The 23,655-nt window shown below is 33.9% G+C and carries 25 protein-coding genes; 11 read left to right on the forward strand and 14 right to left on the reverse strand.

Annotation, left to right across the window (positions count from 1 at the left end; translation table 11 throughout):
- The 4 genes from Q0951_RS08475 to Q0951_RS08490 all read left to right on the forward strand — a co-directional run.
- On the forward strand, positions 1–1,170 hold a 1,170-nt coding region (locus Q0951_RS08475), incomplete at its 5' end, for a gliding motility-associated C-terminal domain-containing protein (protein ID WP_299336147.1).
- Between the two features lie 12 nt (positions 1,171–1,182).
- Positions 1,183–2,100 carry a type IX secretion system membrane protein PorP/SprF gene (locus tag Q0951_RS08480; protein ID WP_299336148.1) on the forward strand — a complete coding sequence of 306 codons (918 nt, stop codon included), beginning with the start codon at positions 1,183–1,185 and terminating at the stop codon, positions 2,098–2,100.
- A gap of 10 nt (positions 2,101–2,110) precedes the next feature.
- On the forward strand, positions 2,111–4,042 hold the full coding sequence (locus Q0951_RS08485) for an OmpA family protein (RefSeq protein WP_299336149.1): 1,932 nt from the start codon (positions 2,111–2,113) through the stop codon (positions 4,040–4,042).
- Between the two features lie 79 nt (positions 4,043–4,121).
- On the forward strand, positions 4,122–4,466 hold the full coding sequence (locus tag Q0951_RS08490; RefSeq protein ID WP_299336150.1) for a hypothetical protein: 345 nt from the start codon (positions 4,122–4,124) through the stop codon (positions 4,464–4,466).
- 66 nt (positions 4,467–4,532) lie between these two features.
- Here the strand turns inward: Q0951_RS08490 and Q0951_RS08495 are convergent, their stop codons facing one another.
- Positions 4,533–5,027, reverse strand: a complete 495-nt coding sequence (locus Q0951_RS08495; protein ID WP_299336151.1) for a CAP domain-containing protein — start codon at positions 5,025–5,027, stop codon at positions 4,533–4,535.
- Positions 5,028–5,227: 200 nt separating this feature from the next.
- Positions 5,228–5,875 carry a pyridoxamine 5'-phosphate oxidase gene (pdxH, locus tag Q0951_RS08500; protein ID WP_299336152.1) on the reverse strand — a complete coding sequence of 216 codons (648 nt, stop codon included), beginning with the start codon at positions 5,873–5,875 and terminating at the stop codon, positions 5,228–5,230.
- Between the two features lie 82 nt (positions 5,876–5,957).
- Here pdxH and Q0951_RS08505 point away from each other — a divergent pair, with 82 nt between their 5' ends.
- Complete coding sequence (locus tag Q0951_RS08505; protein ID WP_299336153.1) at positions 5,958–6,386, forward strand: hypothetical protein; 429 nt, start codon at positions 5,958–5,960, stop codon at positions 6,384–6,386.
- A gap of 10 nt (positions 6,387–6,396) precedes the next feature.
- Here Q0951_RS08505 and Q0951_RS08510 read toward each other — a convergent pair whose 3' ends face one another.
- The 5 genes from Q0951_RS08510 to rpsA all read right to left on the reverse strand — a co-directional run bounded on the left by Q0951_RS08510 (position 6,397) and on the right by rpsA (position 11,169).
- Positions 6,397–7,302 (reverse strand): ribonuclease Z, encoded by a 906-nt coding sequence (locus tag Q0951_RS08510; RefSeq protein WP_299336154.1) that lies wholly within the window; start codon positions 7,300–7,302, stop codon positions 6,397–6,399.
- A gap of 95 nt (positions 7,303–7,397) precedes the next feature.
- Positions 7,398–7,730, reverse strand: coding sequence for a ribonuclease Z (locus tag Q0951_RS08515; RefSeq protein WP_299336155.1), 333 nt, complete (start codon positions 7,728–7,730; stop codon positions 7,398–7,400).
- Between the two features lie 4 nt (positions 7,731–7,734).
- A complete protein-coding gene (locus Q0951_RS08520; RefSeq protein WP_299336156.1) occupies positions 7,735–8,664 on the reverse strand; it encodes an aspartate carbamoyltransferase catalytic subunit in 930 nt (309 codons plus the stop codon).
- Between the two features lie 5 nt (positions 8,665–8,669).
- Entirely contained in the window at positions 8,670–9,209 is a 540-nt protein-coding gene (pyrR, locus tag Q0951_RS08525; protein ID WP_299336157.1) for a bifunctional pyr operon transcriptional regulator/uracil phosphoribosyltransferase PyrR, read from the reverse strand.
- A gap of 124 nt (positions 9,210–9,333) precedes the next feature.
- Complete coding sequence (gene rpsA, locus Q0951_RS08530) at positions 9,334–11,169, reverse strand: 30S ribosomal protein S1 (protein WP_299336158.1); 1,836 nt, start codon at positions 11,167–11,169, stop codon at positions 9,334–9,336.
- A gap of 255 nt (positions 11,170–11,424) precedes the next feature.
- Here rpsA and Q0951_RS08535 point away from each other — a divergent pair, with 255 nt between their 5' ends.
- Together Q0951_RS08535 and Q0951_RS08540 are read left to right on the forward strand one after the other, a co-directional pair.
- Positions 11,425–11,844 carry a hypothetical protein gene (locus tag Q0951_RS08535; protein ID WP_299336159.1) on the forward strand — a complete coding sequence of 140 codons (420 nt, stop codon included), beginning with the start codon at positions 11,425–11,427 and terminating at the stop codon, positions 11,842–11,844.
- A 109-nt stretch (positions 11,845–11,953) separates the two neighbouring features.
- On the forward strand, positions 11,954–12,331 hold the full coding sequence (locus tag Q0951_RS08540) for a LysM peptidoglycan-binding domain-containing protein (protein ID WP_299336160.1): 378 nt from the start codon (positions 11,954–11,956) through the stop codon (positions 12,329–12,331).
- A 29-nt stretch (positions 12,332–12,360) separates the two neighbouring features.
- On the opposite strand, the gene cmk is transcribed toward Q0951_RS08540, so the two are convergent.
- The 4 genes from cmk to lon all read right to left on the reverse strand — a co-directional run bounded on the left by cmk (position 12,361) and on the right by lon (position 17,330).
- Positions 12,361–13,071, reverse strand: a complete 711-nt coding sequence (gene cmk, locus Q0951_RS08545) for a (d)CMP kinase (RefSeq protein WP_299336161.1) — start codon at positions 13,069–13,071, stop codon at positions 12,361–12,363.
- Positions 13,071–14,090, reverse strand: a complete 1,020-nt coding sequence (gene porQ / locus Q0951_RS08550) for a type IX secretion system protein PorQ (RefSeq protein ID WP_299336162.1) — start codon at positions 14,088–14,090, stop codon at positions 13,071–13,073. Before porQ ends, cmk begins: the two co-directional genes overlap by 1 nt.
- Before the next feature lie 74 nt (positions 14,091–14,164).
- Positions 14,165–14,896: a LysM peptidoglycan-binding domain-containing protein gene (locus tag Q0951_RS08555; protein ID WP_299336163.1), complete on the reverse strand. Its 732-nt coding sequence runs from the start codon at positions 14,894–14,896 to the stop codon at positions 14,165–14,167.
- A complete protein-coding gene (lon, locus tag Q0951_RS08560; RefSeq protein WP_299336164.1) occupies positions 14,880–17,330 on the reverse strand; it encodes an endopeptidase La in 2,451 nt (816 codons plus the stop codon). The genes Q0951_RS08555 and lon overlap by 17 nt, the downstream gene beginning before the upstream one ends.
- Before the next feature lie 230 nt (positions 17,331–17,560).
- Here lon and Q0951_RS08565 point away from each other — a divergent pair, with 230 nt between their 5' ends.
- The 4 genes from Q0951_RS08565 to Q0951_RS08580 are packed head-to-tail and all read left to right on the forward strand — an operon-like array spanning position 17,561 to position 20,537.
- Complete coding sequence (locus Q0951_RS08565) at positions 17,561–18,121, forward strand: RNA polymerase sigma factor (protein WP_299336165.1); 561 nt, start codon at positions 17,561–17,563, stop codon at positions 18,119–18,121.
- 32 nt (positions 18,122–18,153) lie between these two features.
- A complete protein-coding gene (locus Q0951_RS08570) occupies positions 18,154–18,720 on the forward strand; it encodes a hypothetical protein (protein ID WP_299336166.1) in 567 nt (188 codons plus the stop codon).
- Positions 18,698–19,792 (forward strand): hypothetical protein, encoded by a 1,095-nt coding sequence (locus Q0951_RS08575; protein ID WP_299336167.1) that lies wholly within the window; start codon positions 18,698–18,700, stop codon positions 19,790–19,792. The genes Q0951_RS08570 and Q0951_RS08575 overlap by 23 nt, the downstream gene beginning before the upstream one ends.
- Before the next feature lie 28 nt (positions 19,793–19,820).
- Positions 19,821–20,537, forward strand: a complete 717-nt coding sequence (locus Q0951_RS08580) for a head GIN domain-containing protein (protein ID WP_299336168.1) — start codon at positions 19,821–19,823, stop codon at positions 20,535–20,537.
- An 81-nt stretch (positions 20,538–20,618) separates the two neighbouring features.
- On the opposite strand, the gene Q0951_RS08585 is transcribed toward Q0951_RS08580, so the two are convergent.
- From Q0951_RS08585 to Q0951_RS08595, 3 genes are all read right to left on the reverse strand, one after another.
- The gene (locus Q0951_RS08585) at positions 20,619–21,458 is read right to left on the reverse strand and encodes a hypothetical protein (RefSeq protein ID WP_299336169.1); all 840 of its coding nucleotides are present in this window, start codon (positions 21,456–21,458) and stop codon (positions 20,619–20,621) included.
- 121 nt (positions 21,459–21,579) lie between these two features.
- A complete protein-coding gene (locus Q0951_RS08590) occupies positions 21,580–22,176 on the reverse strand; it encodes a hypothetical protein (RefSeq protein WP_299336170.1) in 597 nt (198 codons plus the stop codon).
- Between the two features lie 30 nt (positions 22,177–22,206).
- Complete coding sequence (locus tag Q0951_RS08595; RefSeq protein WP_299336171.1) at positions 22,207–23,604, reverse strand: MFS transporter; 1,398 nt, start codon at positions 23,602–23,604, stop codon at positions 22,207–22,209.
- Positions 23,605–23,655 lie beyond the last annotated feature (51 nt).

Consider the following 23,655-nt stretch of genomic DNA (forward strand, 5'->3'; position numbering starts at 1 on the left):
AACGAATCTATCATTACCAGAACATGGACATTAACGGATGACTGTGATAATACAACTACACAAGTTCAGACCATTACGGTTCAAGATACAACAGCGCCTACATTTACTGTTCCTGCGGATATAGTTATAGAATGTGATGTAGATGTCAACGATCTTACTTTAACTGGTGATGTGACTGATGAAGCGGACAACTGCTCAACAGATCTTGAAGCCATCTTTACCGATGAAGTTGCTGAAGGTGATTGTCCAAGTGAATCTATTATTACCAGAGTTTGGACATTAACTGATGACTGTGGAAATGCGTCTTCTTTTGTTCAGACCATAACCGTTCAAGATACTACTGCTCCAACATTAGTTGGTGAATTAGAAGAAGTAATAGATGTGGTTTGTAGTGATATTCCTGAAGTACCAGAATTGGTATTTGAAGATGCTTGTTCTACTAATATGACGGTAGAATTTAATGAAACTTCAACATCAGATGGAACAGATATGGATTATCAAATCATAAGAGATTGGTTTGTAAGTGATGAGTGTGGTAATGAAGCCATCTTTACACAAACTATTAACGTCACTGTACAAAGTGAGATTCCAACTCAAGACGGATCACTTTGTATTGCTGAAGATTTTGAATTTGACCTTTTCGATCTATTGATTGGCGACTATGACGTAGATGGAGTTTGGACCGTTACATCAGGAAATGCCACAATTGATGGAAGTATATTTAACCCATCATCATTATTAGATTTCAATGGTGATTATACTGAAGATCAATTAGGTGATTATGAATTCACTTACACTTATGCTGGAGAATGTCCAGACGAAGTAACTGTAACTATTACTATAGATGATGAATGTGTTGTATTCCCATGTGGAGAAGATGATGTAGTGATCTCTAAAGCAGTAACAGCAAACTTTGATGGTATTAATGAGTTCTTTACCATTACTGGTGTTGAAGATTGTGGATTTGTTTATGAATTGCAAATCTTCAACCGTTGGGGAGCAAAAATATATGAGAATTTCAATTATCAAAATGATTGGAATGGTACATCATCTAAAGCTTCAGTAGGAAGTTCAAACTTTGTACCAACAGGAACATACTATTATGTATTAAATATTAAGAATAGTGGACTAAGACCGTTTACAGGACCAATCTACGTTTCAACAAAATAAATCTTAACCTATATGAAATTAGTCAAGTTTAATATTATAGCATTTATACTGTTCAGTAGCTGGATGGGAGTTGCACAACAACTACCCCAGTTTACCCAGTATATGTACAATACTATTTCTATAAATCCAGCTTATGCAGGAAGTAGAGAAACATTGAGTGTTGTAGGTTTACATAGAAGTCAGTGGGTTGGTCTCGAAGGAGGTCCGCAAACTCAAACACTCTCTGTGCATACACCAATTAGAAATGAAAGAATTGGTTTAGGGGTTTCGTTTATAAATGATGAACTTGGATATCAAAACTTTTCATATTTGTATGGAGATTTTTCATATACTATTCCAACTGGAGAGAATAGTAAATTAGCTTTTGGAATAAAAGCCGGATTTACAAGTTATAGCTTAGATGCCGATTTCCAGCAATCACAAGCAAATGATCCAGTAATCTTCGGTTTTGAAGATCGATGGAAACCAAATATTGGTACAGGACTATACTGGCATAGTGACCGATGGTATTTAGGCTTGTCAGCACCAAGAATTTTAAACACAGATTATACTGGTGATGCCGAGTTTCAAGCATTGGAAAGAATTAGCTACTACTTTACTGGTGGCTATGTATTTGACATAAGCGAGAACACTAAATTCAAGCCTGCTGCACTCCTGAAAGCTACCAACGGAGCACCACTTTCCTTTGACCTAACAGCAAACTTTTTATTTTATGAAAAATTCTGGATTGGTGCTGGTTATAGAGTTAACGAACGTGCAGGAGCTCTTGGTGGAATTGCAGATTTTCAAGTCTCGAAACAATTACGAATTGGTTACGCCTACGAATATCCTATTTCAGACCTAAGACCTTATACAAGTGGTACACACGAAGTCTTATTAATGTTTGAAATATTTAAAAGTAAACGTATTAAATCACCAAGATACTTCTAAAAAACAACACATGAAATCAAAGTTATTAATCTTAATTTTTGTGTTTAGTAGCACAATTATGATGGCCCAGGAAAAACTTGCTGATAAGTTTTTTAGCAACTTTGGGTATGTAAAAGCCACAGAGCTTTATGAAGAAGTTCTGAAAAAGGGAGACACCAGTCTTCACGTATTAACACGTTTAGGTGATTGTTACTACAACAATTCTAAATCTGAAAAAGCTGCCTATTGGTATGGTATTGCTCTAGAAAAATACGGAAAAGATGATATTAACCCAGAATATATCTACAAACATATACAATCTTTGAGAAGTCTTGGACAATATGAAGAAGCAGACTCCTGGATGCAAACATTCATGACCATTCAAAATAATGATTCTCGTGTAAAGGACTATAATCCAGAAAATATTGCTAAATACAATGAGCTGGCTAGTTCAGAAAAGAATGAAATTGTAACTATCCAGAATCTACCGTTTAATTCTAAGTATTCAGATTTTGGATCTTATGTCCATGATGATAAACTTTTCTTTGCATCTTCACGAAATACAGATGATAAAAAATTATATAATTGGAACCAAGAACCATTTCTGGATATCTATCAAGTTGATGTTAACAAAAAAGTAGATACTGTAACTTATGGGACACCAGATTTTATAAATGCGGAAAAATTAAATACCGATTTTCACGAAGCCACTATTGCCATAACTAATGACGGAAACACAATGTATTTCACAAGAGATAATATGAGTAAGGGTAATAAAAAAGTGAAATATGATAAGAAAGGTACCACTCATTTAAAATTATATAAAGCTACCTTAGTTGGTGAGCAATGGACTAACATTATAGAATTACCTTTTAATGATGACGTGTTCTCTACTGGTCATCCAGCATTAAGTCCAGATAACAAACAATTATACTTTGTATCTGATCGTGAAGGCGGACTGGGAGAAACAGATATTTATGTAGTTGACATCAAAGGTGGTAATGAGTATTCTGAACCTAAAAATTTAGGTAATAAAATTAATACTGAAGGTCGTGAGATGTTCCCGTTTATTGAGAAAGACAGTACCTTCTACTTTTCATCTGATGGTCATTTAAATCTAGGGTTTTTAGATATTTTTAAATCTAACATCCTAAAAGATGAAACTACAGAGCCAGAAAATTTAGGTGCACCTTACAATAGTGGTTATGATGATTTTGCATATTTCAAAAATGCTTCTGAAGTAGAAAATGAACATACAGGCTACTTCTCATCTAATAGACCTAATGGTCAAGGAAGTGATGATATATATGCATTTGATGCCTCAATTTGTATTCAAACCATAAAAGGAGTTACACGAGATCGAAATACTAACGAAGTACTTCCAGGCGCGACTGTAAAACTAATCAACGATGTAGGAAAAGTTATTGCTGAAGTTAGATCTGGAGCAGATGGAACTTATGAGTTTACTGCAGATTGTAATACATCCTACACAGTTATAGCCAGTAAAGAAGATTATAAAGAAGATCAAAAGAAGATTACCACAGATAACGAACACGAAAAAGTGACTGAAGCTGACCTTTACTTAGAGCCATTAATCAATGATAGCCAGATTGTCATCAACCCTATATTCTTTGATTTTGATAAGTGGAATATTAGAACAGATGCTCAGTATGAACTTGAAAATATTGTGGATGTGATGCGTGCGCATCCAACTATGGTAATTAAGATTGAATCTCATACAGATAGTCGTGGACGTGATAAATACAATATGAAATTATCAGATAGACGAGCTAAGTCAACCAGAGATTATATCATTTCCAGAGGAATCGCACCAGAACGTATAGAGAGTGCTATTGGATTTGGTGAATCACAATTACTAAATGAATGTGCAAACGGTGTTAAATGTAGCGAGGAAAAGCACCAATTAAACAGAAGATCATATTTCTACATACTAAAAGAATAATTATTACCCTCTAAACTAAACTTTAAAAAAGCAGACTTGACATGAGTCTGCTTTTTTTATATGAATACATATAGGTAGAATGAAAACCTTAGTATATTTACTTTCATACTTAAGATCGTCATCAAAAAGATTGAAACCATTACCAGAAGATATCAGACAGAAAATAAGAATTCTATTTAAAGAAGACCATATAACAGCAATGTCTATCATATCTATATTTCTGTTAAATAATCTTCATCTCAACATTGCACGTGTCATACGCTGTATTATATTTTTAAGTGATGGTAATATAAATACTCTAAAAAAGCACCTTGAAGCTGCTAAGAGTGATGCAAGAGATGTAATCCTTTGGGCAGAATATGAAAATCTAGAAGGAACAGATTTAAAAAGAATAAGAGACTTTTCAGAACCTTTTAATCACTAAACAAAAAAGCCACAGTAAACCTGTGGCCTAAAAATAACGATTTGCTATTAATCAATTTTTAAACGTTTATTTTTTGATGAATATATTGGTGAAATACCATTTCCCCTCATCATTTTGTTCTGCAGAAATATCAAAATCGGTGTAATCTCCTTCTATATTTTCTCTATGTCCATCACTATTTAACCATGCATTTACAACAGATTCTGCTGAGTTATATGCATAGGCAACATTTTCAGATACTCTAGTAGCTGAAGCATTTTGTATTAAACTGTTTTTGCGTTGGAAAAAGTTATCATGACCTACAGTATTAGATTCTACCATATAATCAGTGTGAGTGTAAGCTACGGCTTTAATAATATTATGATTGTTTAAAGGTGTAAGACCTTCATTAATTCTGTGTGCATTGATTAACTCAAGAATTTCTATTTCAATGAGTTTTGCTGCTGGAGGAACAGGCAATTCCATACTGTCAATTGTCTCTTCTGGAAAGTTTTCTGTAGAACAAGAAAACGATAACAAGGCAACTAATACCATAATAGGCAAGTACTTAGTAGGTTTCATAATGTGGACTATTTAGATTTGGGATTACTAAAATAGAGTCCGTATTATATAAAAACTGTTAATGATTTGTTAAAATCGATAAAATACATGCATTTCATCGAAAAATTAGGTAAATCATCGATGAAATACATGTTTTGAATCAAAAAAAATACACTTAAGCGATTTTTAAGTGCATTTCATCGATGTTTTGAAAATTCAAATCAGGGTGATAAACGTTCCAGAATCCAATTGAAGTTTTCATCCAATTGGTAACGTAATCTATCATGTAATCGGTTAGGTCGCCCTTGCCAAAATTCAAGTTCAACTGGCTTTACTATGAATCCGCCCCAAAAGTCAGGTCTTGGAATTTCTTTTCCTTCAAATTTAGATTCTAGCTGTTTGAGATTCTGTTCTAAAACATCTCTGTTTTCAATCACATCACTCTGATTTGAAACAACTGCTCCTAACTGACTTCCTCTTGGTCTGGATTCAAAATAACCATCGCTTAAATTCTCAGCTATTTTTTCAGCTTTACCTTTAATAATGATTTGACGTTCAGCAGCTGGCCAAAAGAAAGAGATACAAACATTAGGATTTTTAAGAATGGCCTTGCCTTTTTCACTTGTGTAATTGGTATAGAAAATAAAGCCTTCATAGGTGAATTTTTTCAACAACACCACTCTACTCTTTGGATAACCATCTAAACCAATTGTACTGATAGTCATAGCATTAGTCTCATCAATATCAAAGTTTTTATCTACCTCATGAAACCATTTTTGAAAAAGCTCCATAGGGTTATCACTTACATTGGTTTCTAATAATTCTTGCTTTTCGTAAGATTTTCTGTAATTGCCTAAGTCTGTATTCATTAGATTTTATTATCGTATTTAATATTCTTTTTCTTTCTCATCCTCATAAATTTCTTATAAATTTAAGGAATAATCCCTTGTAATGAAATTTGAAAACAGTAAATATTCTAAACTTTTAGAATATAAAAAAATCGATTTTCCGTTCGGAACAATTTACTCTACAAAACATTTTGTGATCTCAGAATTAAACGAAGGTATACACGTTGATCACAGTGTTGCCAGTGAACTAATTACCAGATTTACTGAGGATATACGTAAAGGTATTAGAGTTGGATATATTGCAAACCGGGTGAACTCCTACTCTTTTGAACCACAGTTATGGTTAGATTTCAATAACGAATATGATTTCCTCATTGCCACTGCCATCGTATCATACAATGACTTTAGCTATCTTAATTCAACTTTAGAAAAACATTTCTTCAGCAAAAGCTTGAAACGTTGTCGTAGTTTAGATGAAGCTATCGAATGGATGACACAATTGGATGAGTTTAAGAAAGAGATTAAAAAATAGATACCCTCTTTTAAAACTCAAACGTTTTTCCATCTCTAGCCAATTCAACATTAGGAAAGATTGTTTCAGCTTCGGTTTTAAACATACTTAAATCATCATAACGGGTTGAATAGTGTCCCAAAATAAGTTGTTTAACATTTGCTTTTTTTGCTATAGTTGCTGCTTGCTTTGCTGTTGAATGCTTAGTTGGTGCTGCTAATGCCTCATTTTTTTCTATAAAAGTAGATTCATGATACAAAACATCAACATTCTGTATCACAGGTATCATAGCTTCATTATAAGCTGTATCACTACAAAACGCATAGCTCTTTGGTGGTTTAGGATCTAAGGTAACTGTTGCATTTTCTACCATATATCCGTTATTGTCTGGAACATCTGCACCTTGTTTTAGTTTTCTGTAGTAAGCTACATCAATATCTGCGTTCAAAACAGCATTCATATCCAGCTTCCGTTCACCTAATTTCTCTTTAAACAAAAATCCATTAGTATAGATTCTGTGATCTAACGGAATAGTATGTACTTCAACCTTATCGTCTTCGTATATCATTTCCGAAGATTTAGAAGATAGCTCATGGAAAATGAGTTTATAATTTGTCCAAGATTCTGAAAGTTTCATTTGGAGTGTAATCACTTCTTTCAGACCTTTTGGTGCATAGACATGAAGATCGGCTTCACGAGTTAATAATCTGAACGTAGAAATTAAGCCTACTAAACCAAAGCAATGGTCTCCATGCAAATGCGAAATAAAGATGTGTTTAATTCTACTGAATTTTATCTTATTACGTCTTAACTCAACCTGAGTACCTTCACCACAATCGATTAAAAACATGTGATTATTAATTTCCAAAACCTGAGCGGTTGGATTTGTATCAGTTCGTGGAGTGGCACTGTAACAGCCAAGTATGGTTAGTTTCATTTCTAGTTAGAAGTAAAGTTGTTGAGTTATTAAATTGATTCTCAAAAAGGAAAATATCGGCTTAACAACAAAACGATTAAGCGACTAAATGGTTTTTAGAAGCCAAGATCCCTTTCGATATCTTCCATTTCAATGATATCGTAGGCTTCTTGAATGGTTGGTACGACAACTATTTCATCTGGAGTTTCATCAAGATTAGCTTTATCAGTGACAATAACAAATGAATGTTTTGCTTTTCGATGTGTGTTAGACAATTGCAAAAACTCAACAATATCTGGTAGTGTTACTTTGTCTAGTGTGGTTAGCGATACAATAATATTATTATTTTTATAACGTTCATAAAGGACTTGTATTTTTTTAACAAGTTCTACTGTTTCTTCGTTTTCCTGAGTAATTATAGTCGTATTTCCGCTTTTATCAAAAATCATAAACTTAGTGTTTTATTTTAGAGGCCAATAAATAGATCACAGCCATTCTAATCGCTACACCATTTTGAACTTGATCTAAAATAATCGCCTGATCAGAATCGGCTACATCACTGGTAATCTCTACGCCTCTATTTATTGGTCCAGGATGCATAATAGTAATTTCCTTGTCCAGAGAATTTAACAAAGTTTTATTTACACCATATTGCTGTGTATATTCTCTGGTTGATGGGAAATAGCTAATATCCATACGTTCATTTTGAACACGTAACATATTAGCGACATCACACCAATTTAAAGCTTTAAGAAGATCTGTTTCTACTTTTACACCTAAATCTTTTATGTATTTAGGAAGCAATGTTTTTGGTCCACAGACCATCACATTGGCACCTTGCAGTTGTAAGGCATAAATATTAGACAATGCCACTCTGCTGTGTAAAATATCACCAACAATAACCACATTTTTGCCCTTAACATCACCTAGACGCTCTCGTATGGAATAACTATCTAAAAGAGCTTGTGTAGGATGTTCATGTGCACCATCTCCAGCATTTATAATACTAGCATCGACATGTTGCGATAAAAACACACCTGCTCCAGGATTAGGATGACGCATAACAACCATATCTACTTTCATAGATAAGATATTGTTTACTGTGTCTATGAGTGTTTCCCCTTTTTTTACCGAAGACTGAGACGCTGAAAAATTAATAACATCAGCAGATAATCGTTTTTCTGCTAGTTCAAAAGATAACTTTGTACGAGTAGAATTTTCAAAAAACAGATTAGCTATTGTAATATCTCTAAGCGAAGGAACTTTTTTAATTGGTCTATTGATCACTTCTTTAAAATGATCGGCAGTTTCAAAGATCAATTGAATATCTTTTGTATTAAGATATTTAATTCCTAATAAGTGATTCACACTTAACTCGCTCATAATTATTAACTATTTATCAAATATACTGAGTCTTCTCCTTCATTTTCAACCCAGTTTACTTTCACCTTTTCTTCATTAATTGCATCTACTTGTCGTCCTCTATAATTAGGCTGAATTGGTAAATGCCTGCTGAAACGTCTATCTATAAGTGTCAGCAATTCTATTTCATTTGGTCTTCCAAACGATTGTATGGCTGTAAGTGCTGCTCTAATACTACGACCAGTATACAGGACATCATCGACAAAAACAATATTTTTATTTTCAACAATGAAATTGATGTCGGTTGTATTGGCTTCTAATATCTTCTCACCTCTTCTAAAATCATCTCTAAAAAATGTAATATCTAAGTGACCCAGTTGGATATTTTTAATCTTGTAATCTTCTCTAAGCATTGTAGCCAAGCGATTAGCAAGAAATTTTCCTCTTGGTTGTAATCCAATAAGAACAGTATTTGTAAAATCGTTGTGATTTTCAATAAGTTGACAAGCCAATCGATGAAGAATGATGTTTACCTCTTTAGCATTAAGTAACACTTTTTGACTCATATGGTTTTCCAAACGTATTTGGCTGACAAAGTTAAGCTAAAAATTTAGGGTTTGCAATGGTTTTGTTTTACAATAAAAAAGCCTCTCATTTCTGAGAGGCTTTTCAATTTATAAATGTTAGGAATTATTTCTTCCCATCCATTTTATCTTTAAGCGCTTGTAAAGCGTCGTTAGCGTCACCTAAAGTAGGTTTTGCTTCTGCTGCCTGAGCTTCTTGCTTCTTAACAGCTGCTTTTACATTTGCCATTTCTTCTTCTTTGAAGATAGCAGTATGAGAGGCTACAACTCTTTTGAATTCTTTATTGAACTCAATGATTTTGAAGTCTGCTCCTTCACCTTTCTTCAATTTGCTTCCGTCTTCTTTTTCTAAGTGACGAGATGGTACAAAGGCAACGATATCATCGTTGAAGTTGATTGTAGCACCTTTGTCTACGATTTCAGCTATTTCAGCAGTATGTGTCGTTCCTAAAGCGAACTCAGTTTCATACTTATCCCATGGGTTGTCAGTAGTTTGTTTATGACCTAAAGATAATTTACGTCCTTCAACATCTAACTCTAATACAACAACTTCTAAAGTATCACCTACGTTACAGAATTCACTTGGATGCTTAATTTTCTTAGTCCAAGATAAATCTGAGATGTAAATTAATCCATCAATACCTTCTTCTAATTCAACAAACACGCCAAAGTTTGTAAAGTTACGTACAATACCTGAATGCTTAGATCCTACAGGATATTTAGATGTAATATCTGTCCATGGATCTGGAGTTAATTGCTTAATACCAAGAGACATTTTACGATCTTCTCTATCAAGCGTTAAGATTACTGCTTCAATTTCATCTCCTACAGATACGAAATCCTGAGCAGAACGTAAATGTGTAGACCATGACATTTCACTAACGTGAACCAATCCTTCAACACCTTCTTCTACTTCTACGAATGCACCGTAATCAGCAATAACTACAACTTTTCCTTTTACTTTATCTCCAACTTTTACAGTGTCTCCTAAAGCTTCCCAAGGATGCTTACTTAACTGCTTAAGACCTAATTGGATTCTAGACTTATCTTCATCAAAGTCTAAGATTACAACGTTTAATTTTTGATCTAATTCAACAATCTCATTTGGATGGTTGATTCTTGACCAAGATAAATCAGTAATGTGAACTAAACCATCAACACCACCAAGATCAATAAATACACCATAAGATGTAATGTTCTTAACGATACCTTCTAGTACTTGTCCTTTTTCTAACTGACCAATGATCTCCTTCTTCTGCTCTTCGATATCAGCTTCGATAAGCGCTTTGTGAGATACAACGATGTTTTTGAATTCGTGATTGATCTTAACCACTTTGAATTCCATAGTTTTATTTACGTACTGGTCGTAATCTCTAATAGGTTTCACATCAATTTGAGAACCTGGTAAGAATGCTTCAATACCAAATACGTCAACGATCATACCACCTTTAGTTCTACATTTTACAAAACCATTAACGATTTCACCAGTTTCATGTGCATTGTTTACACGATCCCATGCTTTGATAACACGAGCTTTTCTGTGAGATAATACCAATTGACCTGTAGCGTCTTCACGTACATCAATTAATACTTCTACTTTGTCACCAACTTTTAAATCTGGATTGTAACGAAACTCATTAAGAGAGATTACACCTTCAGACTTAGCGTTAATGTCAATAATAGCATCACGATCAGTAATATGGATCACTTCACCTTCTACAACTTCGTCATCTAAGGTATCCACAAAATTTTCAGATACTAATTTTTCAAATTCTTCTAATTGCTTGTCATCAACAGGATCAATTCCTTCTTCGTAATTGTGCCAATTGAAATCTTTTAAGAATTTTTCTGGGTTTGCTTGAGCCTCAGATACTTGAGGAGCCTCAGTTTTAGGAGCCTCAGCAGTTGCTACTTCAGCTTTTTTTGTTTCTTTTTCAGACATGTGCTGAATTAAAATTTGTATTCTGCATGTTTAGAAAGAATAAAGCGATAACACACAGAAGTGTTATTGTTTGTGATTGTTTGTTCCTTTTATCTTTCTGAGTCTCGCTAAAAGGAGTGCAAAATTAATCAATTTTAATCAATTTGCAAATATCTATTACCATTATTAATACTGCAAACCTTTTATTTACAAAATGATAATACATAAAACATCATACAGAAAACACTAACAAGTACTTTTGAAAAAAATAAAGTCATGAAAAAAATTGTCACTTTACTCTCTACTCTTGCATGTGTCTTAATGTTTAACTGCTCGAATGATGATTCAAATTCTAATAGTGAAACATTAGAAAGTACCGGTGTTTTAGGCCGTTGGGAAGTTAATGCTCGTGGTATAAATAACATCACTTCTGGCGAAGCGTTTTGTTGTGAAACATTAGAATTAATAGATGATACTAATCCTTCAGACTTAAGAGGAAGGTATAGTTATGACTTTGGTACACTAACAAACGGAACCTTTAGTGTTGATCCAGAAAATGATGTATTTACATTCACTACAGAAAACGAAAATACAGATACACTTTTTTTCTCTATAGATTCTAACATACTCGAAGTTTGGACTTTTGAAAATAGTAATCGTATCTGGACATCATATACAAGAGGAACTGATAACTAATTTAGAGTCCGACTAAACCTAATAATTTTTATTAACATCAGTAATATTTTGGCACATAAATTGGTATATTTACAATAGTATTAACACTAAATTAAAAACAAATATTATTATGGTTAGAGAAAAATACCAAAGTGTATTAGACTTAGGAGAATCTTTAAACATCCAGGATGGCGATGTTAAAGTAGAAGATGGAAAATTAAAAATCTGGGGAACTGCAAAAACACAATACGAAAAAGATTTACTTTGGGACAGTATCAAAGCTGCAGGTGGTGATAGTCCAGCTGATATTATGGCTGATATCAAAGTAGCTGATGACTCTGTGTATCACAGACATACGGTTAAGAGTGGAGAAACTCTAGGGAAAATTGCAAAGCAATACTATGGCAATCCTGCTAAATACCAGGCAATTTTTGAAGCAAACTCTGATATCTTAAAAAATCCAGATTTGATTCATCCAGACCAAGAACTAATCATACCAAACTTATAAATTGGTAGATTAAAATAGATTAAAGCGACCTAGTGTCGCTTTTTTTTGTGCTGTAATTTTATTTTTTCTTCGGAAAGCTCTAAAACCACCTCAAACTGTTCTTCGAGTGACATATTAGAATTATCGACCTTAATTGCATCGTCTGCCATAACCAATGGTGAATCTTCTCTTGTAGAATCTATATGATCTCTTGTTTGAACATTATGAAGCACATCCTCATAGCACACCTCATCACCACGCTCTCTAAGTTCATCATAACGACGCTTAGCTCTTTTTTCTGCTGAAGCAGTCATAAAAATTTTCAATTCGGCATCAGGAAAAACAACAGTTCCAATATCGCGACCATCCATAACCACACCTTTATCCTTTCCGAAGTTTTGCTGTTGTAATACCAACTGCTCTCTCACTTCAGAGACTGTAGCTACCTGACTTACAAACTTAGATACTTCTAAAGTTCTTATGTTCTTCTCAACATTTTCATCATTGAGATAGACTTCAGCAAAACCCTTTTCTGGATTGAACTTAAAACTGATTTTAATATGATCTAAGTTTGAAATTAGTCCTTCCTTATCAAAACAATCTGTTTCTATAAAACCATGCTGCATGGCGTAAAGTGTCACAGCACGATACATAGCACCAGAATCGACATACACATAACCCAATTCTGCAGCTAATCTTTTGGCAACAGTACTTTTACCTGTAGATGAAAATCCGTCGATTGCTATAGTAATTTTGGTCATTATCTTAAATCAATTTGTAATCCTAAGAAACTTGCGTTTGTCGCTCCCGAATATCTTGCATGCGTATAACTAAATCGCATCTTATTAAGCTTAATCCCTACACCAAAGGATAATCCCGAAAAATTTCGTTGTTCTAAGATACGTAATTCTTCTGCTCGTCTAAAGTTGTATGCCATTCTGAGGCTAAATCCGCGTTCTGGAAATAATTCGGCTCCAATAATAGTGTGTCTTAATACTTCGTTTAGAAATCCTACTTTTTCCTGAGTTTGATTACCATCCAGATCTGTGGTAGCTCTGGCAGGATTAGAAAATCCAATTGGCCAGGTCTGAAGATTTTCAAAAGTCAAATGCCAACGTAATGGCATATTTTCTAGAGTTTGTGATAATCCTAAAGTAACTTCTAATGGTAACTTTTCATTCAAACCTGCATAAGTGACAATTTGAGTTCCTAAGTTTCTAACTGTTAAGGCTGCATGAAAATCTAATCGTTCATTAATATATAATGCACCAAAATCGGCAGCAACACCAATAGAGTTATACTGTTCTAATTTAGAGGTAATTATTTTCAGATTTGCACCAACGTAAAAATCAGTAAACGGAATTTGATATGCATATCCTGCAGACAATGCTGCTTCGTTTCCTGTAAATGTTCCTGTTGATACTCCATTAAGGTCATAACCATCAAAACTTCCGTAATTGATATAGGTCATTCCAACATGAAAGGTTTGAACATGTCTATCCCAAGTGTAAGCATAAGCCGCTGTTCCGTAGCTAATACCACCCAAATAACTCGAGTAATTCAATGCCAATTGGTTATCCATTTCAGGATTAATTGTAGCAGGGTTAAACAATCCGCCAGTTACGTCATAATCGTAGTTAGTGATGACTTTTCCTCCAAGAGCAGCTTGTCTTGGTGATGCTATAAGATTCAAAAATTGATATGTTGACTCACCACCTACTTGGGCAAAAAAAGTGCTTGTTGTCAACAGACAAATAATCGTGGTAATCTTCTTTAGCATATAAGTGTGCAAAGTAAATAAATCTATCTTAAAACGAGTATATGTCTATTTTATTTTTTTAAAAGGTGTGAATTCTATCTTAACTGAAGTTTTTGACCAATCTTAATCAAATTACTTTGCAATCCGTTTAGGGCTTTAAGGGCTGCTACAGTGGTATTGGTTTTTTTAGCAATACTATATAAAGTATCATCTTTAGAGACGATCCAAATATCGGCATCATAGAGCGCATCCAAATTTTTTACACGAAGTGTTTCTCCTGTTTTTATCAATGTAGTTTCCAGATCATTGGCTCTCTTAAGCGCTTCTAAACTCACATTGTAACGTTTTGACAAGCCATACAACGTCTCTCCTTTTTTGACTTTATGAAAGTTTGAGTTGGTAGTCTCTGTTTCTGGCAGAGAGGTGTCATAAACCATAGTTGTCGCTTTTTCGGCTTGACTTGATTTTTCAGGCGTTAAAGGTTTTTTTGGACTATCGACAGGTTGAGCTACATCCATTTTAGATTGTGTCTTTTCCTTTAGATCTGATGCTGTATTAGCCGATTGTGTTGTAGTAATGAGATTGGCCTTAATCTCTGTTTGTTTTGAATTTTGATCTGTAGTTTTAGATTTGGAATCTTTAGCTTTGGCGGCTTTTGCTGTAGTAGATTTTGCATCTACTAAAATCACTTCTCCCGTTTTGGTATTGAGTTTAGCTGGTTTTCCGTCTAAAAGAACATCCTTATAAGTTTCTGTTTGGGCAACAGCTCCAATGCTTGAAGCTGTTACCACTAAAACAGTTATGCATAATTTAAAGCTTTTTAGCATTTTTTACTTTTTGATTTGTTAGTGCAAGTTTCAAGACATCACTCATGTCTTTCACATAATGAAACTTGAGTCCTTTTAAATATTCAGGCTTTATTTCATCAATGTCTCGCTTGTTGTCTTCACACAACAAAATCTCTTTGATCTTAGCACGCTTGGCAGCTAATATCTTTTCTTTAATCCCACCAACTGGTAAAACTTTACCTCTTAAAGTGATTTCACCAGTCATGGCCAAACTATTTTTGACTTTACGCTGTGTAAACAAAGATACTAAAGAAGTTAACATCGTCACACCTGCACTTGGACCATCTTTTGGAGTTGCCCCTTCAGGTACGTGAATATGAACATTATATTTATCAAAGACCTCTGGATCAATTCCAAACTCATCAGCATTGGCTTTGATGTATTCCATAGCAATGGTTGCAGATTCTTTCATGACTTTACCAAGGTTACCTGTAATAGTCAAATTACCTTTTCCTTTAGACAAAATAGATTCAATAAATAAAATATCGCCTCCTACTCTAGTCCATGCCAATCCAGTGACAACACCTGCCACATTATTATTTTCATATTTATCGCGTTCTAAACGTGGAACTCCAAGCACATCAATAACATCTTCATTGGTTACCTTAATGTTGTAGTCCTCTTCCATAGCAATATTCTTCGCAGCATGACGTACCATTTTGGCAATCTGTTTTTCAAGTCCACGAACACCAGATTCTCGAGTATATCCTTCTACAATCTTTTCAAGTTGAGGCTTACCTATTTTAAGATGTTTATCGGTAAGACCATGCTCTTTCAATTGTTTTGGCAACAAATGACGTTTTCCGATTTCCACTTTTTCTTCAATAGTATACCCTGTCACATTTATGATTTCCATACGATCCAATAAAGCCGGTTGAATGGTATTCAAGCTATTTGATGTTGCAATGAACATCACCTTTGAGAGATCGAATCCCATTTCGAGAAAATTATCATGGAACTCACTATTTTGCTCAGGATCTAATACTTCCAATAATGCTGAAGACGGATCGCCTTGATGAGAATTTGATAATTTATCAATTTCATCTAAAACAAATACAGGATTAGAAGTCCCTGCTTTTTTAAGGCTTTGAATGATTCGTCCTGGCATAGCACCAATGTATGTTTTTCTATGTCCGCGAATTTCAGCCTCATCTCGCAAACCACCTAATGACATACGTACATACTCTCTACCTAAAGCCTCTGCAATAGATTTACCAAGTGATGTTTTACCAACACCAGGAGGTCCGTAGAGACATAAAATAGGTGATTTCATATCGTTACGTAATTTTAGAACCGCAAGGTATTCGATGATACGTTTTTTAACATCATCTAATCCGTAATGATCACGATCTAAAATTTTCATGGCGCGTTTTAGATCAAATTTATCCTTGCTAAATTCATTCCATGGAAGATCTAAGAACAGGTCAAGATAATTACGTTGAATGGAGTATTCAGCCACTTGCGGATTCATACGTTGCATTTTAGCCAATTCCTTATCAAAATGTTCAGCAACTTTGTCATCCCACTTTTTGCTCTTAGCACGTTGACGCATCTCCTCAATCTCCTCTCCTGAAGACACACCACCAAGTTCTTCCTGAATGGTTTTCATTTGCTGATGTAAGAAATACTCACGCTGTTGTTGGTTCATATCGCTTTGAACCTTAGACTGAATATCATGTTTGAGTTCCAATTTCTGCAACTCTATATTCATAAATTTTAGCGTCTTTAAAGCACGCTCTCTAAGGTCGTTGATCTCTAATAGCTCTTGTTTATCCTTTACAGACAAATTCATATTAGAGGATACGAAATTCACTAAAAATGAATTACTCTCAATATTCTTTATGGCGAAAGAGGCCTCTGTTGGAATATTAGGACTATCCTTAATGATTTGTAATGAAAGATCTTTGATAGAATCGATGATGGCAGTAAACTCCTGATTTTCCAGCGCAGGTTTTGCCTCAGGAAGATCTTTAACTGTAGCTGTTAAATACGGCTCTTCAGATACAACATCCTGAATTTCAAAACGTTTTTTTCCTTGTATGATGATGGTTGTATTACCATCTGGCATTTTGAGCACCTTTAATATACGAGCTACTGTTCCTTTTTTATAAATATCATTGGCTGTTGGATCTTCAACGACTTCATCCTTTTGAGACACAACACCAATAACTTTTCCGCCATTATTGGCATCATTAATCAGTTTGATTGACTTATCACGTCCAGCTGTAATTGGAATTACAACACCAGGAAACAAAACAGTATTTCGCAATGGCAATATTGGTAATGAATCTGGTAACTCTTCGTTATTTATTTTTGCTTCATCTTCGGGAGTCATTAAAGGAATTAATTCTGAATTTTCATCAAAATCTTGTAATGACAAACTGTCAAGCTTTAAAAAATTAAACTTTCCCATATTATTTTTTTGGTCATTCTGTCATTAAAACTAACAGAACTATAGATTTATAATTATTTTAAAAATTACTTTTCACCTTGTAAAACAAGTGTTTACCAAGTAAAAGTAATTATATACCTTTATATAAATTCAATAGTTATGCCATTACGCTTCACTACAATAAAAACTTTTTTTATTAAAAGTGTAACAAACATATTTGTACCTCATCTCTATATTAAAGCATTTGTTTTTTGACACTAACCAATCAAAATATAGAGCAGTTACTGCAGCTTTGTAAATCAGGCAACCAGCATGCGCAAATGGAAGTCTATAATAGATACTACAAAGCGATGTACAATACAGCATTTAGAATTGTGAAAGACAGTTTTGAAGCTGAGGACATCATGCAGGATTCATTTTTAACCGCTTTTACAAAGTTAAATACTCTAAAAGAGATTAAGACTTTTGGTTCGTGGTTAAAACGAATTGTAATCAATAACAGTATATATCATTACAAGAAAAGTAGTAAGTATCAGGATGTTTCTTTAGATGATGTACTTTATAAAATTGAAGATAATTCAGTAAAAAATGAAGATCAAGAATTTAATAATCTGAAAGCTAATCAAGTTCTGGAGACTATGAATACGCTTAAAGATAATTACAGAATGAGTTTGACACTGCACTTAATTGAGGGCTATGACTATGAAGAGATTTGTGACATTATGAATATTTCACCTGCTAATTGCAGAACAATGATCTCAAGAGCCAAAGACAGTTTACGTAAGAAGCTAGCCCCTTTGGCTCATTATTAAAAAATTAGATCCTGGAAAGACACAATACTATTATGAGTAAAGACACTATCAATGACATGTTTGACAATCTAAAAGGAAATTTCGATACTGAAATGCCTAAGCTTGGACATCAGAAACGATTTTTGGATAAGCTTCAACAGCAAAATGACACCATTGTTGATACCCATCCAAATAGATTTAATTATTGGAAACCATTCTTGGCCGTTGCTGCATCTATAATATTATGTTTTAGCATATTTACTGTAGTGCAACAGCAAGAACCTGAATTAATGGACTTAGCGAGTGTATCTCCAGAGTTATCTCAGACGCAGTCCTTTTTTACTACTGCAATAGAACAAGAATTAGTAGCTCTCGAAGCTCAACGTTCTCCAGAGACAGAGGATATGATCTATGACGCTTTAAGAGAACTTAAAGTTCTTGAGGGCGAATATCAAATGCTTAAAATAGATCTTACTGAAAGCGGTAATGATAAACGCGTAGTATACGCCATGATTGCTAATTTTCAGAGTAGAATAGACGTATTAAAAACCGTATTAGAACACATAGAAGAAGTCAAAAATTTTAAACTAAACCAAAATGAAAATACAACTACTATATAAGTTATTGTTTGCTTTTATTTTAATTCCAACTATGACATTTGCCAATGTAAATGACAACTGGAATGGCAAGCATACTAAAGAAAAAACAATCAAGAAACAATTTGATGTCAGCGCTAATGCGACTCTTAAAGTCAATAATAGCTATGGAAATATCAACATCACCACCTATGAAGGCTCTACCATTACTTTCGAAATAAAAATCAAAACTAATGGTAATGATCTTGAAAAAGTTCAGAAGAAGCTAGATGATATTAATGTTGAATTTAATAATTCAGGTTCAGTAGTCTCTGCCAAGACTCTTTTTAATAAAAACAAATCAAGATCATGGTGGAACTGGGGAAAGAATAACAATGTGAATATGGAGATCAATTACATTATCAAAATGCCAATAACCAATAATGTAGATCTTAATAATGACTACGGAAGTATAGACCTTGATAAATTAGAAGGGCGTGCTAATATCAACTGCGACTATGGTAAAATTACAACTAAAGAGTTAATGGCAGATAACAATTCATTGACATTTGATTACACAAATAACAGTTACTTTGAATACATCAAAAGCGGAAGAATCAATGCAGATTATAGCGGTTATACCGTTGGAAAAGCAAAAAGCTTAGATATCAATGCAGATTATACAAAGTCTGAAATTGAAATTGCAGAAAACATTAATTACAACTGTGATTATGGGTCTATGAAAATCAACAATGTGAATAATGTAGATGGTAATGGTGACTACTTAACACTAAGACTTGGAACTATTTATAAAAACGTAAGTATCAAAGCTGATTATGGTTCAATAAAAATTGAAAAAATGGCAGCAAATGCTGGTAATATTGAAATAGAATCAGATTACAATGGTATTACTATTGGTTATGATCCAGCTTACAATTTCAATTTTGATATTGACCTTGAATATGCATCATTACGAAATGCAGACGATTTCAATTTTACCAATAAACGTATAAAATCATCTGACAAATATTATCAAGGTTACTACGGAAATTCCAACAGCGGAAATATGATCAGAATCAAATCTGAATATGGTAGCGTTTCATTCAAAAGACAGTAAAAATACAACAAAATTAAAACCACATATTATGAAAAATTCAATAGTAGTCGTTATTGCGCTTCTAAGCTTTACAGTATCGCAGGCGCAATGGAAAAAGATCAAAGGAAATGGCAATATGACCACAGAAACCAGATCAACATCAGATTATGATGCTGTTAAATGTGCAGGAAGTTTTGACTACATATTAGTAGCAGGAACAGAGGGTCAATTAACACTTGAAGGAGAGTCTAATCTTTTACAATATATAGTTACAGAAGTTAAAAATGGGAGCCTTCATATCAAAACTGAAAAAGGCAAGAATATTAGTCCGAGTAGAAATAAAACCATAAAGATCACCATTCCTTTTGAAGATATTGACAAAGTATCCTTATCAGGATCAGGTGACCTATGGAATGAAGACACAATTACGTCTAACAGTTTAGACGTATCGCTATCTGGCTCTGGCGACGTTGTTCTTGATGTACAAACTAAAAATGTATCTGGTAAAGTCACAGGTTCTGGCGATATGACCTTAAAAGGGTCTACAACCGACCTAAGAGCTGGAGTGACTGGATCTGGTGATTTCCACGGATTTAACTTACAAGCTACCAATACTGATGTATCTGTCACAGGATCTGGTGATGCTGCAGTTGTTTGCAATGGAAATCTTAAAGCTCGAGTAACAGGTTCTGGAGATATTGAATACAGAGGGAACCCAAAAAACAAAGACACTAAAGTGTCTGGTTCAGGAAGTATAGACAATTAAACTTATCACATCAATCAAAAAATAAAGCCACTAGTTCTATTGACTAGTGGCTTTTATTATATAGGCTATTAATTTAATTTCTTAGTAGGTGATGTTTATCATTCCAGAAGTTAAGCTTAGATCTCCTCCTCCAGAATTAGTTACTATACCTCCAAAAGTTCCAGTTAAAACACCTGTTTCATTCACAGTGATATTAGAAGTAAAGTCATCAAAGCCCTGCGTTGATGGAAAGAATACAGAAGTAAGTGTTAATTCAAAAGTAGGATTAATTATGTCTACTCCTGTCTGACCTTGACCAACTTCAAAATAAATAGTGTAATTGTTTTGAGCAGATGTTTCTCCTGTTATTTTCAATATATCACCATCAACTACAACATCAACAATATCAAACTCTATTGGTAATGTACCTGCTGTCAAACTAATTTCAACTTGCGTAGCTGTTTGTGTACAATCTCCTAATGCATCAATCATAGACTGAATACTTCCATCTTCATCTCCACATTCAAAAATTTGATTTTCCAGAGCTGCTTTATAAGCCGTACATAATTGTGTGTAGTTATCTGTTGTAGCATCATCAAATGCAGCTTCAGCAGCATCGGCTGCCTCAGTAGCCGTAGTACAATCGTCAATTGGGTTACTATTGGTACAATCTCCTAGAGCATCTATAACATCCTGTAAACTACCATCGTCATCACCACAAGCTACTATTTGAGCTTCCAAAGCATTTCTGTAAGCATTACATAATTGTGTATAAGTATCCTCATTAACTGATATAAAATTCAATGCAGCTTCTGCAGTATTAAGTGTCGCTTCTTCACAAGTGTTTTCTCCTGTAACGAAATCACCTTCTAAAGGCTCGTCTTCACAGGTAAAAGCAGATAATAAGATTAAAAGACAAAATAAAGCACTTAACTTTTTCATAATATTTGGAATTGGGTTTGTACAAACATACTAATTAATAATAAATTATGATGTTAATAACATAGTCACAAAAAAAGACCAGAGCAAACTCTGGTCTTGTATATATGTTAAAATATTAGTCTTACTCTACTTTTTGCCAAACAGATTCTGAAACAATGATGGTCGTTGTTTCGGCACCTCCTTCATTCTGTGTTTCTACATCGTTCTGTGAAAATGTCAAAGTCTGACCATCAGCACTTAATTCATAAGTTGCTGTTTGCTCTCCTTGCAACACTTCCATCTCAACACCATCAACATCCAATTCAAAAAATGAGCCATCAACTGTCATTTCATTGCCATCTGTAGAATACACACCAGAGCCACTTACATCAGTATATGAATCTGTATAACTCGTAGTTTCTCCATTGACAGTTGTAGATGATGTTAATTCATAATCACCATTAACAGTGTAACTTGTTTCGGTAAATTCTAAAATATAATCTGAATCGGTGGCTTCAGTTAGAAAATCTACAACAAAATCAATACCTCCAAAACTTGTTTGGGTATTGATATCAGCAGTGAAATCAACTAAGGCCCATGTTCCTACTAATGTTACATCACCTCCTCCTCCTGGATTATCTATATCTTCATTAACGAAGTCGCCTTCTAAAGGTTCATTTTCGCAAGTAAAAGCCGATAATAGAACAAATAGGCACAAGAGATAACTGATTTTTTTCATAATAACATTGATTTAGTTTAAACAAACATACTAATTTAATTTTTCATTTGGGTTTTCCTTAGGAACTCTATACAGAAGAATAATTCCTACTAAAAAGAATATAAACAGGAATAAAATAGCATTACGCATACTTCCGGTAAGCTGATCTATAGTTGCAAAAATGACCATACCGATTACAATTCCTATTTTTTCGGCTACATCAAAAAAGCTAAAATATGAGGTTGTATCTTCAGTATCAGGTAAAAATTTAGAATACGTAGATCTAGCTAAAGACTGAATACCTCCCATGACGAGACCTACTAAAGATGCAGCAATATAAAATTGAATTGGTGTTTCCATAAAATAGGCATAGACACAAAGGGACATCCATATAAAATTAACTACAATGAGTGTTTTAATGTTTCCAAATGCTGAAGACGCACGAGACGTTAAAATAGCTCCTAAGATTGCTACAAGTTGAATAACCAGAATGCTTACAATCAATCCCTGAGTTTTAGCTTCAGAGCTTCCCCAAGCTATCTCTTCTTCTCCAAAATATACAGCTACCAACATAATGGTTTGAACTGCCATACTAAAGACAAAAAAAGCAATTAAGTAACGTTTAAGTCTTAAGTTTAATTGCAATTGTTTCCATACGAGTTTAAGCTCTTTCAATCCATTAAAAACTACAGCTTTTGTAACTTTATGGCCTGAAGATACTCCTTTTGGGAGCACATAAAATGTATATTGACTGAATAAAATCCACCACAAACCAACTGTAATAAAAGATACTTTCATTGCCTCAAATGAAGCACTATCCTTTGCGTTTTGTAAAGCCTCTGCAATTTGAGCCTCTGTACCAGTTTCTCTTAAATTTTCTGAAATACTAATATCAAAACCAAACCAATCTGGTTTCATGACCATTGCAAGGTTAATTAGCAATAAGATAACACTTCCTATATATCCCATACTAAATCCTTTGGCACTCACTCGATCCTGTTGTTCTGGGAAAGCAATATCTGGTAAATATGAATTGTAAAACACTAAACTTCCCCAATAGCCTATCAGTCCCATAAAATAAAACAGCAAACTCAAATGGATATTCTCAAGACTAAACCAGTATAAACCAATACAACCTATACCACCTACGTAACAGAAGAATTTCATAAAATTCTTCTTATTTCCAACATAATCTGCTATACCTGACAAAATAGGAGACGTAAATGAAACGACTAAGAAAGTAAATGCTGTAACATACGTTATCAGTGCCGTGCTTTTAAAAACCATTCCAAAAGCAGGAACAAGCTTTTCCGTTTGCGATATAAATAATGCCGAATAAAATATAGGAAAAATAGATGATGCAATGGTAAGCGTATATACAGAATTTGCCCAATCATAAAACGCCCAAGCATTGAGCAGTTTTTTACTTCCCTTCTCTAGGTGTGCCATAGTATAAATTAAAAAAGCTGCCCTTTATTGGACAGCTTCTAAATTACTATA

This window comes from uncultured Psychroserpens sp. (genome assembly GCF_947501425.1).
GTDB lineage: Bacteria > Bacteroidota > Bacteroidia > Flavobacteriales > Flavobacteriaceae > Psychroserpens.

What these genes read in the sequence shown, in the direction of transcription:
- Q0951_RS08480 (WP_299336148.1), top strand. Translation starts at nt 1,183, where the DNA reads ATGAAATTAGTCAAGTTTAATATTATAGCATTTATACTGTTCAGTAGC.
- Q0951_RS08485 (WP_299336149.1), top strand. Translation starts at nt 2,111, where the DNA reads ATGAAATCAAAGTTATTAATCTTAATTTTTGTGTTTAGTAGCACAATT.
- Q0951_RS08490 (WP_299336150.1), top strand. Translation starts at nt 4,122, where the DNA reads ATGAAAACCTTAGTATATTTACTTTCATACTTAAGATCGTCATCAAAA.
- Q0951_RS08495 (WP_299336151.1), bottom strand. Translation starts at nt 5,027, where the DNA reads ATGAAACCTACTAAGTACTTGCCTATTATGGTATTAGTTGCCTTGTTA.
- pdxH (WP_299336152.1), bottom strand. Translation starts at nt 5,875, where the DNA reads ATGAATACAGACTTAGGCAATTACAGAAAATCTTACGAAAAGCAAGAA.
- Q0951_RS08505 (WP_299336153.1), top strand. Translation starts at nt 5,958, where the DNA reads ATGAAATTTGAAAACAGTAAATATTCTAAACTTTTAGAATATAAAAAA.
- Q0951_RS08510 (WP_299336154.1), bottom strand. Translation starts at nt 7,302, where the DNA reads ATGAAACTAACCATACTTGGCTGTTACAGTGCCACTCCACGAACTGAT.
- Q0951_RS08515 (WP_299336155.1), bottom strand. Translation starts at nt 7,730, where the DNA reads ATGATTTTTGATAAAAGCGGAAATACGACTATAATTACTCAGGAAAAC.
- Q0951_RS08520 (WP_299336156.1), bottom strand. Translation starts at nt 8,664, where the DNA reads ATGAGCGAGTTAAGTGTGAATCACTTATTAGGAATTAAATATCTTAAT.
- pyrR (WP_299336157.1), bottom strand. Translation starts at nt 9,209, where the DNA reads ATGAGTCAAAAAGTGTTACTTAATGCTAAAGAGGTAAACATCATTCTT.
- rpsA (WP_299336158.1), bottom strand. Translation starts at nt 11,169, where the DNA reads ATGTCTGAAAAAGAAACAAAAAAAGCTGAAGTAGCAACTGCTGAGGCT.
- Q0951_RS08535 (WP_299336159.1), top strand. Translation starts at nt 11,425, where the DNA reads ATGAAAAAAATTGTCACTTTACTCTCTACTCTTGCATGTGTCTTAATG.
- Q0951_RS08540 (WP_299336160.1), top strand. Translation starts at nt 11,954, where the DNA reads ATGGTTAGAGAAAAATACCAAAGTGTATTAGACTTAGGAGAATCTTTA.
- cmk (WP_299336161.1), bottom strand. Translation starts at nt 13,071, where the DNA reads ATGACCAAAATTACTATAGCAATCGACGGATTTTCATCTACAGGTAAA.
- porQ (WP_299336162.1), bottom strand. Translation starts at nt 14,090, where the DNA reads ATGCTAAAGAAGATTACCACGATTATTTGTCTGTTGACAACAAGCACT.
- Q0951_RS08555 (WP_299336163.1), bottom strand. Translation starts at nt 14,896, where the DNA reads ATGCTAAAAAGCTTTAAATTATGCATAACTGTTTTAGTGGTAACAGCT.
- lon (WP_299336164.1), bottom strand. Translation starts at nt 17,330, where the DNA reads ATGGGAAAGTTTAATTTTTTAAAGCTTGACAGTTTGTCATTACAAGAT.
- Q0951_RS08570 (WP_299336166.1), top strand. Translation starts at nt 18,154, where the DNA reads ATGAGTAAAGACACTATCAATGACATGTTTGACAATCTAAAAGGAAAT.
- Q0951_RS08575 (WP_299336167.1), top strand. Translation starts at nt 18,698, where the DNA reads ATGAAAATACAACTACTATATAAGTTATTGTTTGCTTTTATTTTAATT.
- Q0951_RS08580 (WP_299336168.1), top strand. Translation starts at nt 19,821, where the DNA reads ATGAAAAATTCAATAGTAGTCGTTATTGCGCTTCTAAGCTTTACAGTA.
- Q0951_RS08585 (WP_299336169.1), bottom strand. Translation starts at nt 21,458, where the DNA reads ATGAAAAAGTTAAGTGCTTTATTTTGTCTTTTAATCTTATTATCTGCT.
- Q0951_RS08590 (WP_299336170.1), bottom strand. Translation starts at nt 22,176, where the DNA reads ATGAAAAAAATCAGTTATCTCTTGTGCCTATTTGTTCTATTATCGGCT.
- Q0951_RS08595 (WP_299336171.1), bottom strand. Translation starts at nt 23,604, where the DNA reads ATGGCACACCTAGAGAAGGGAAGTAAAAAACTGCTCAATGCTTGGGCG.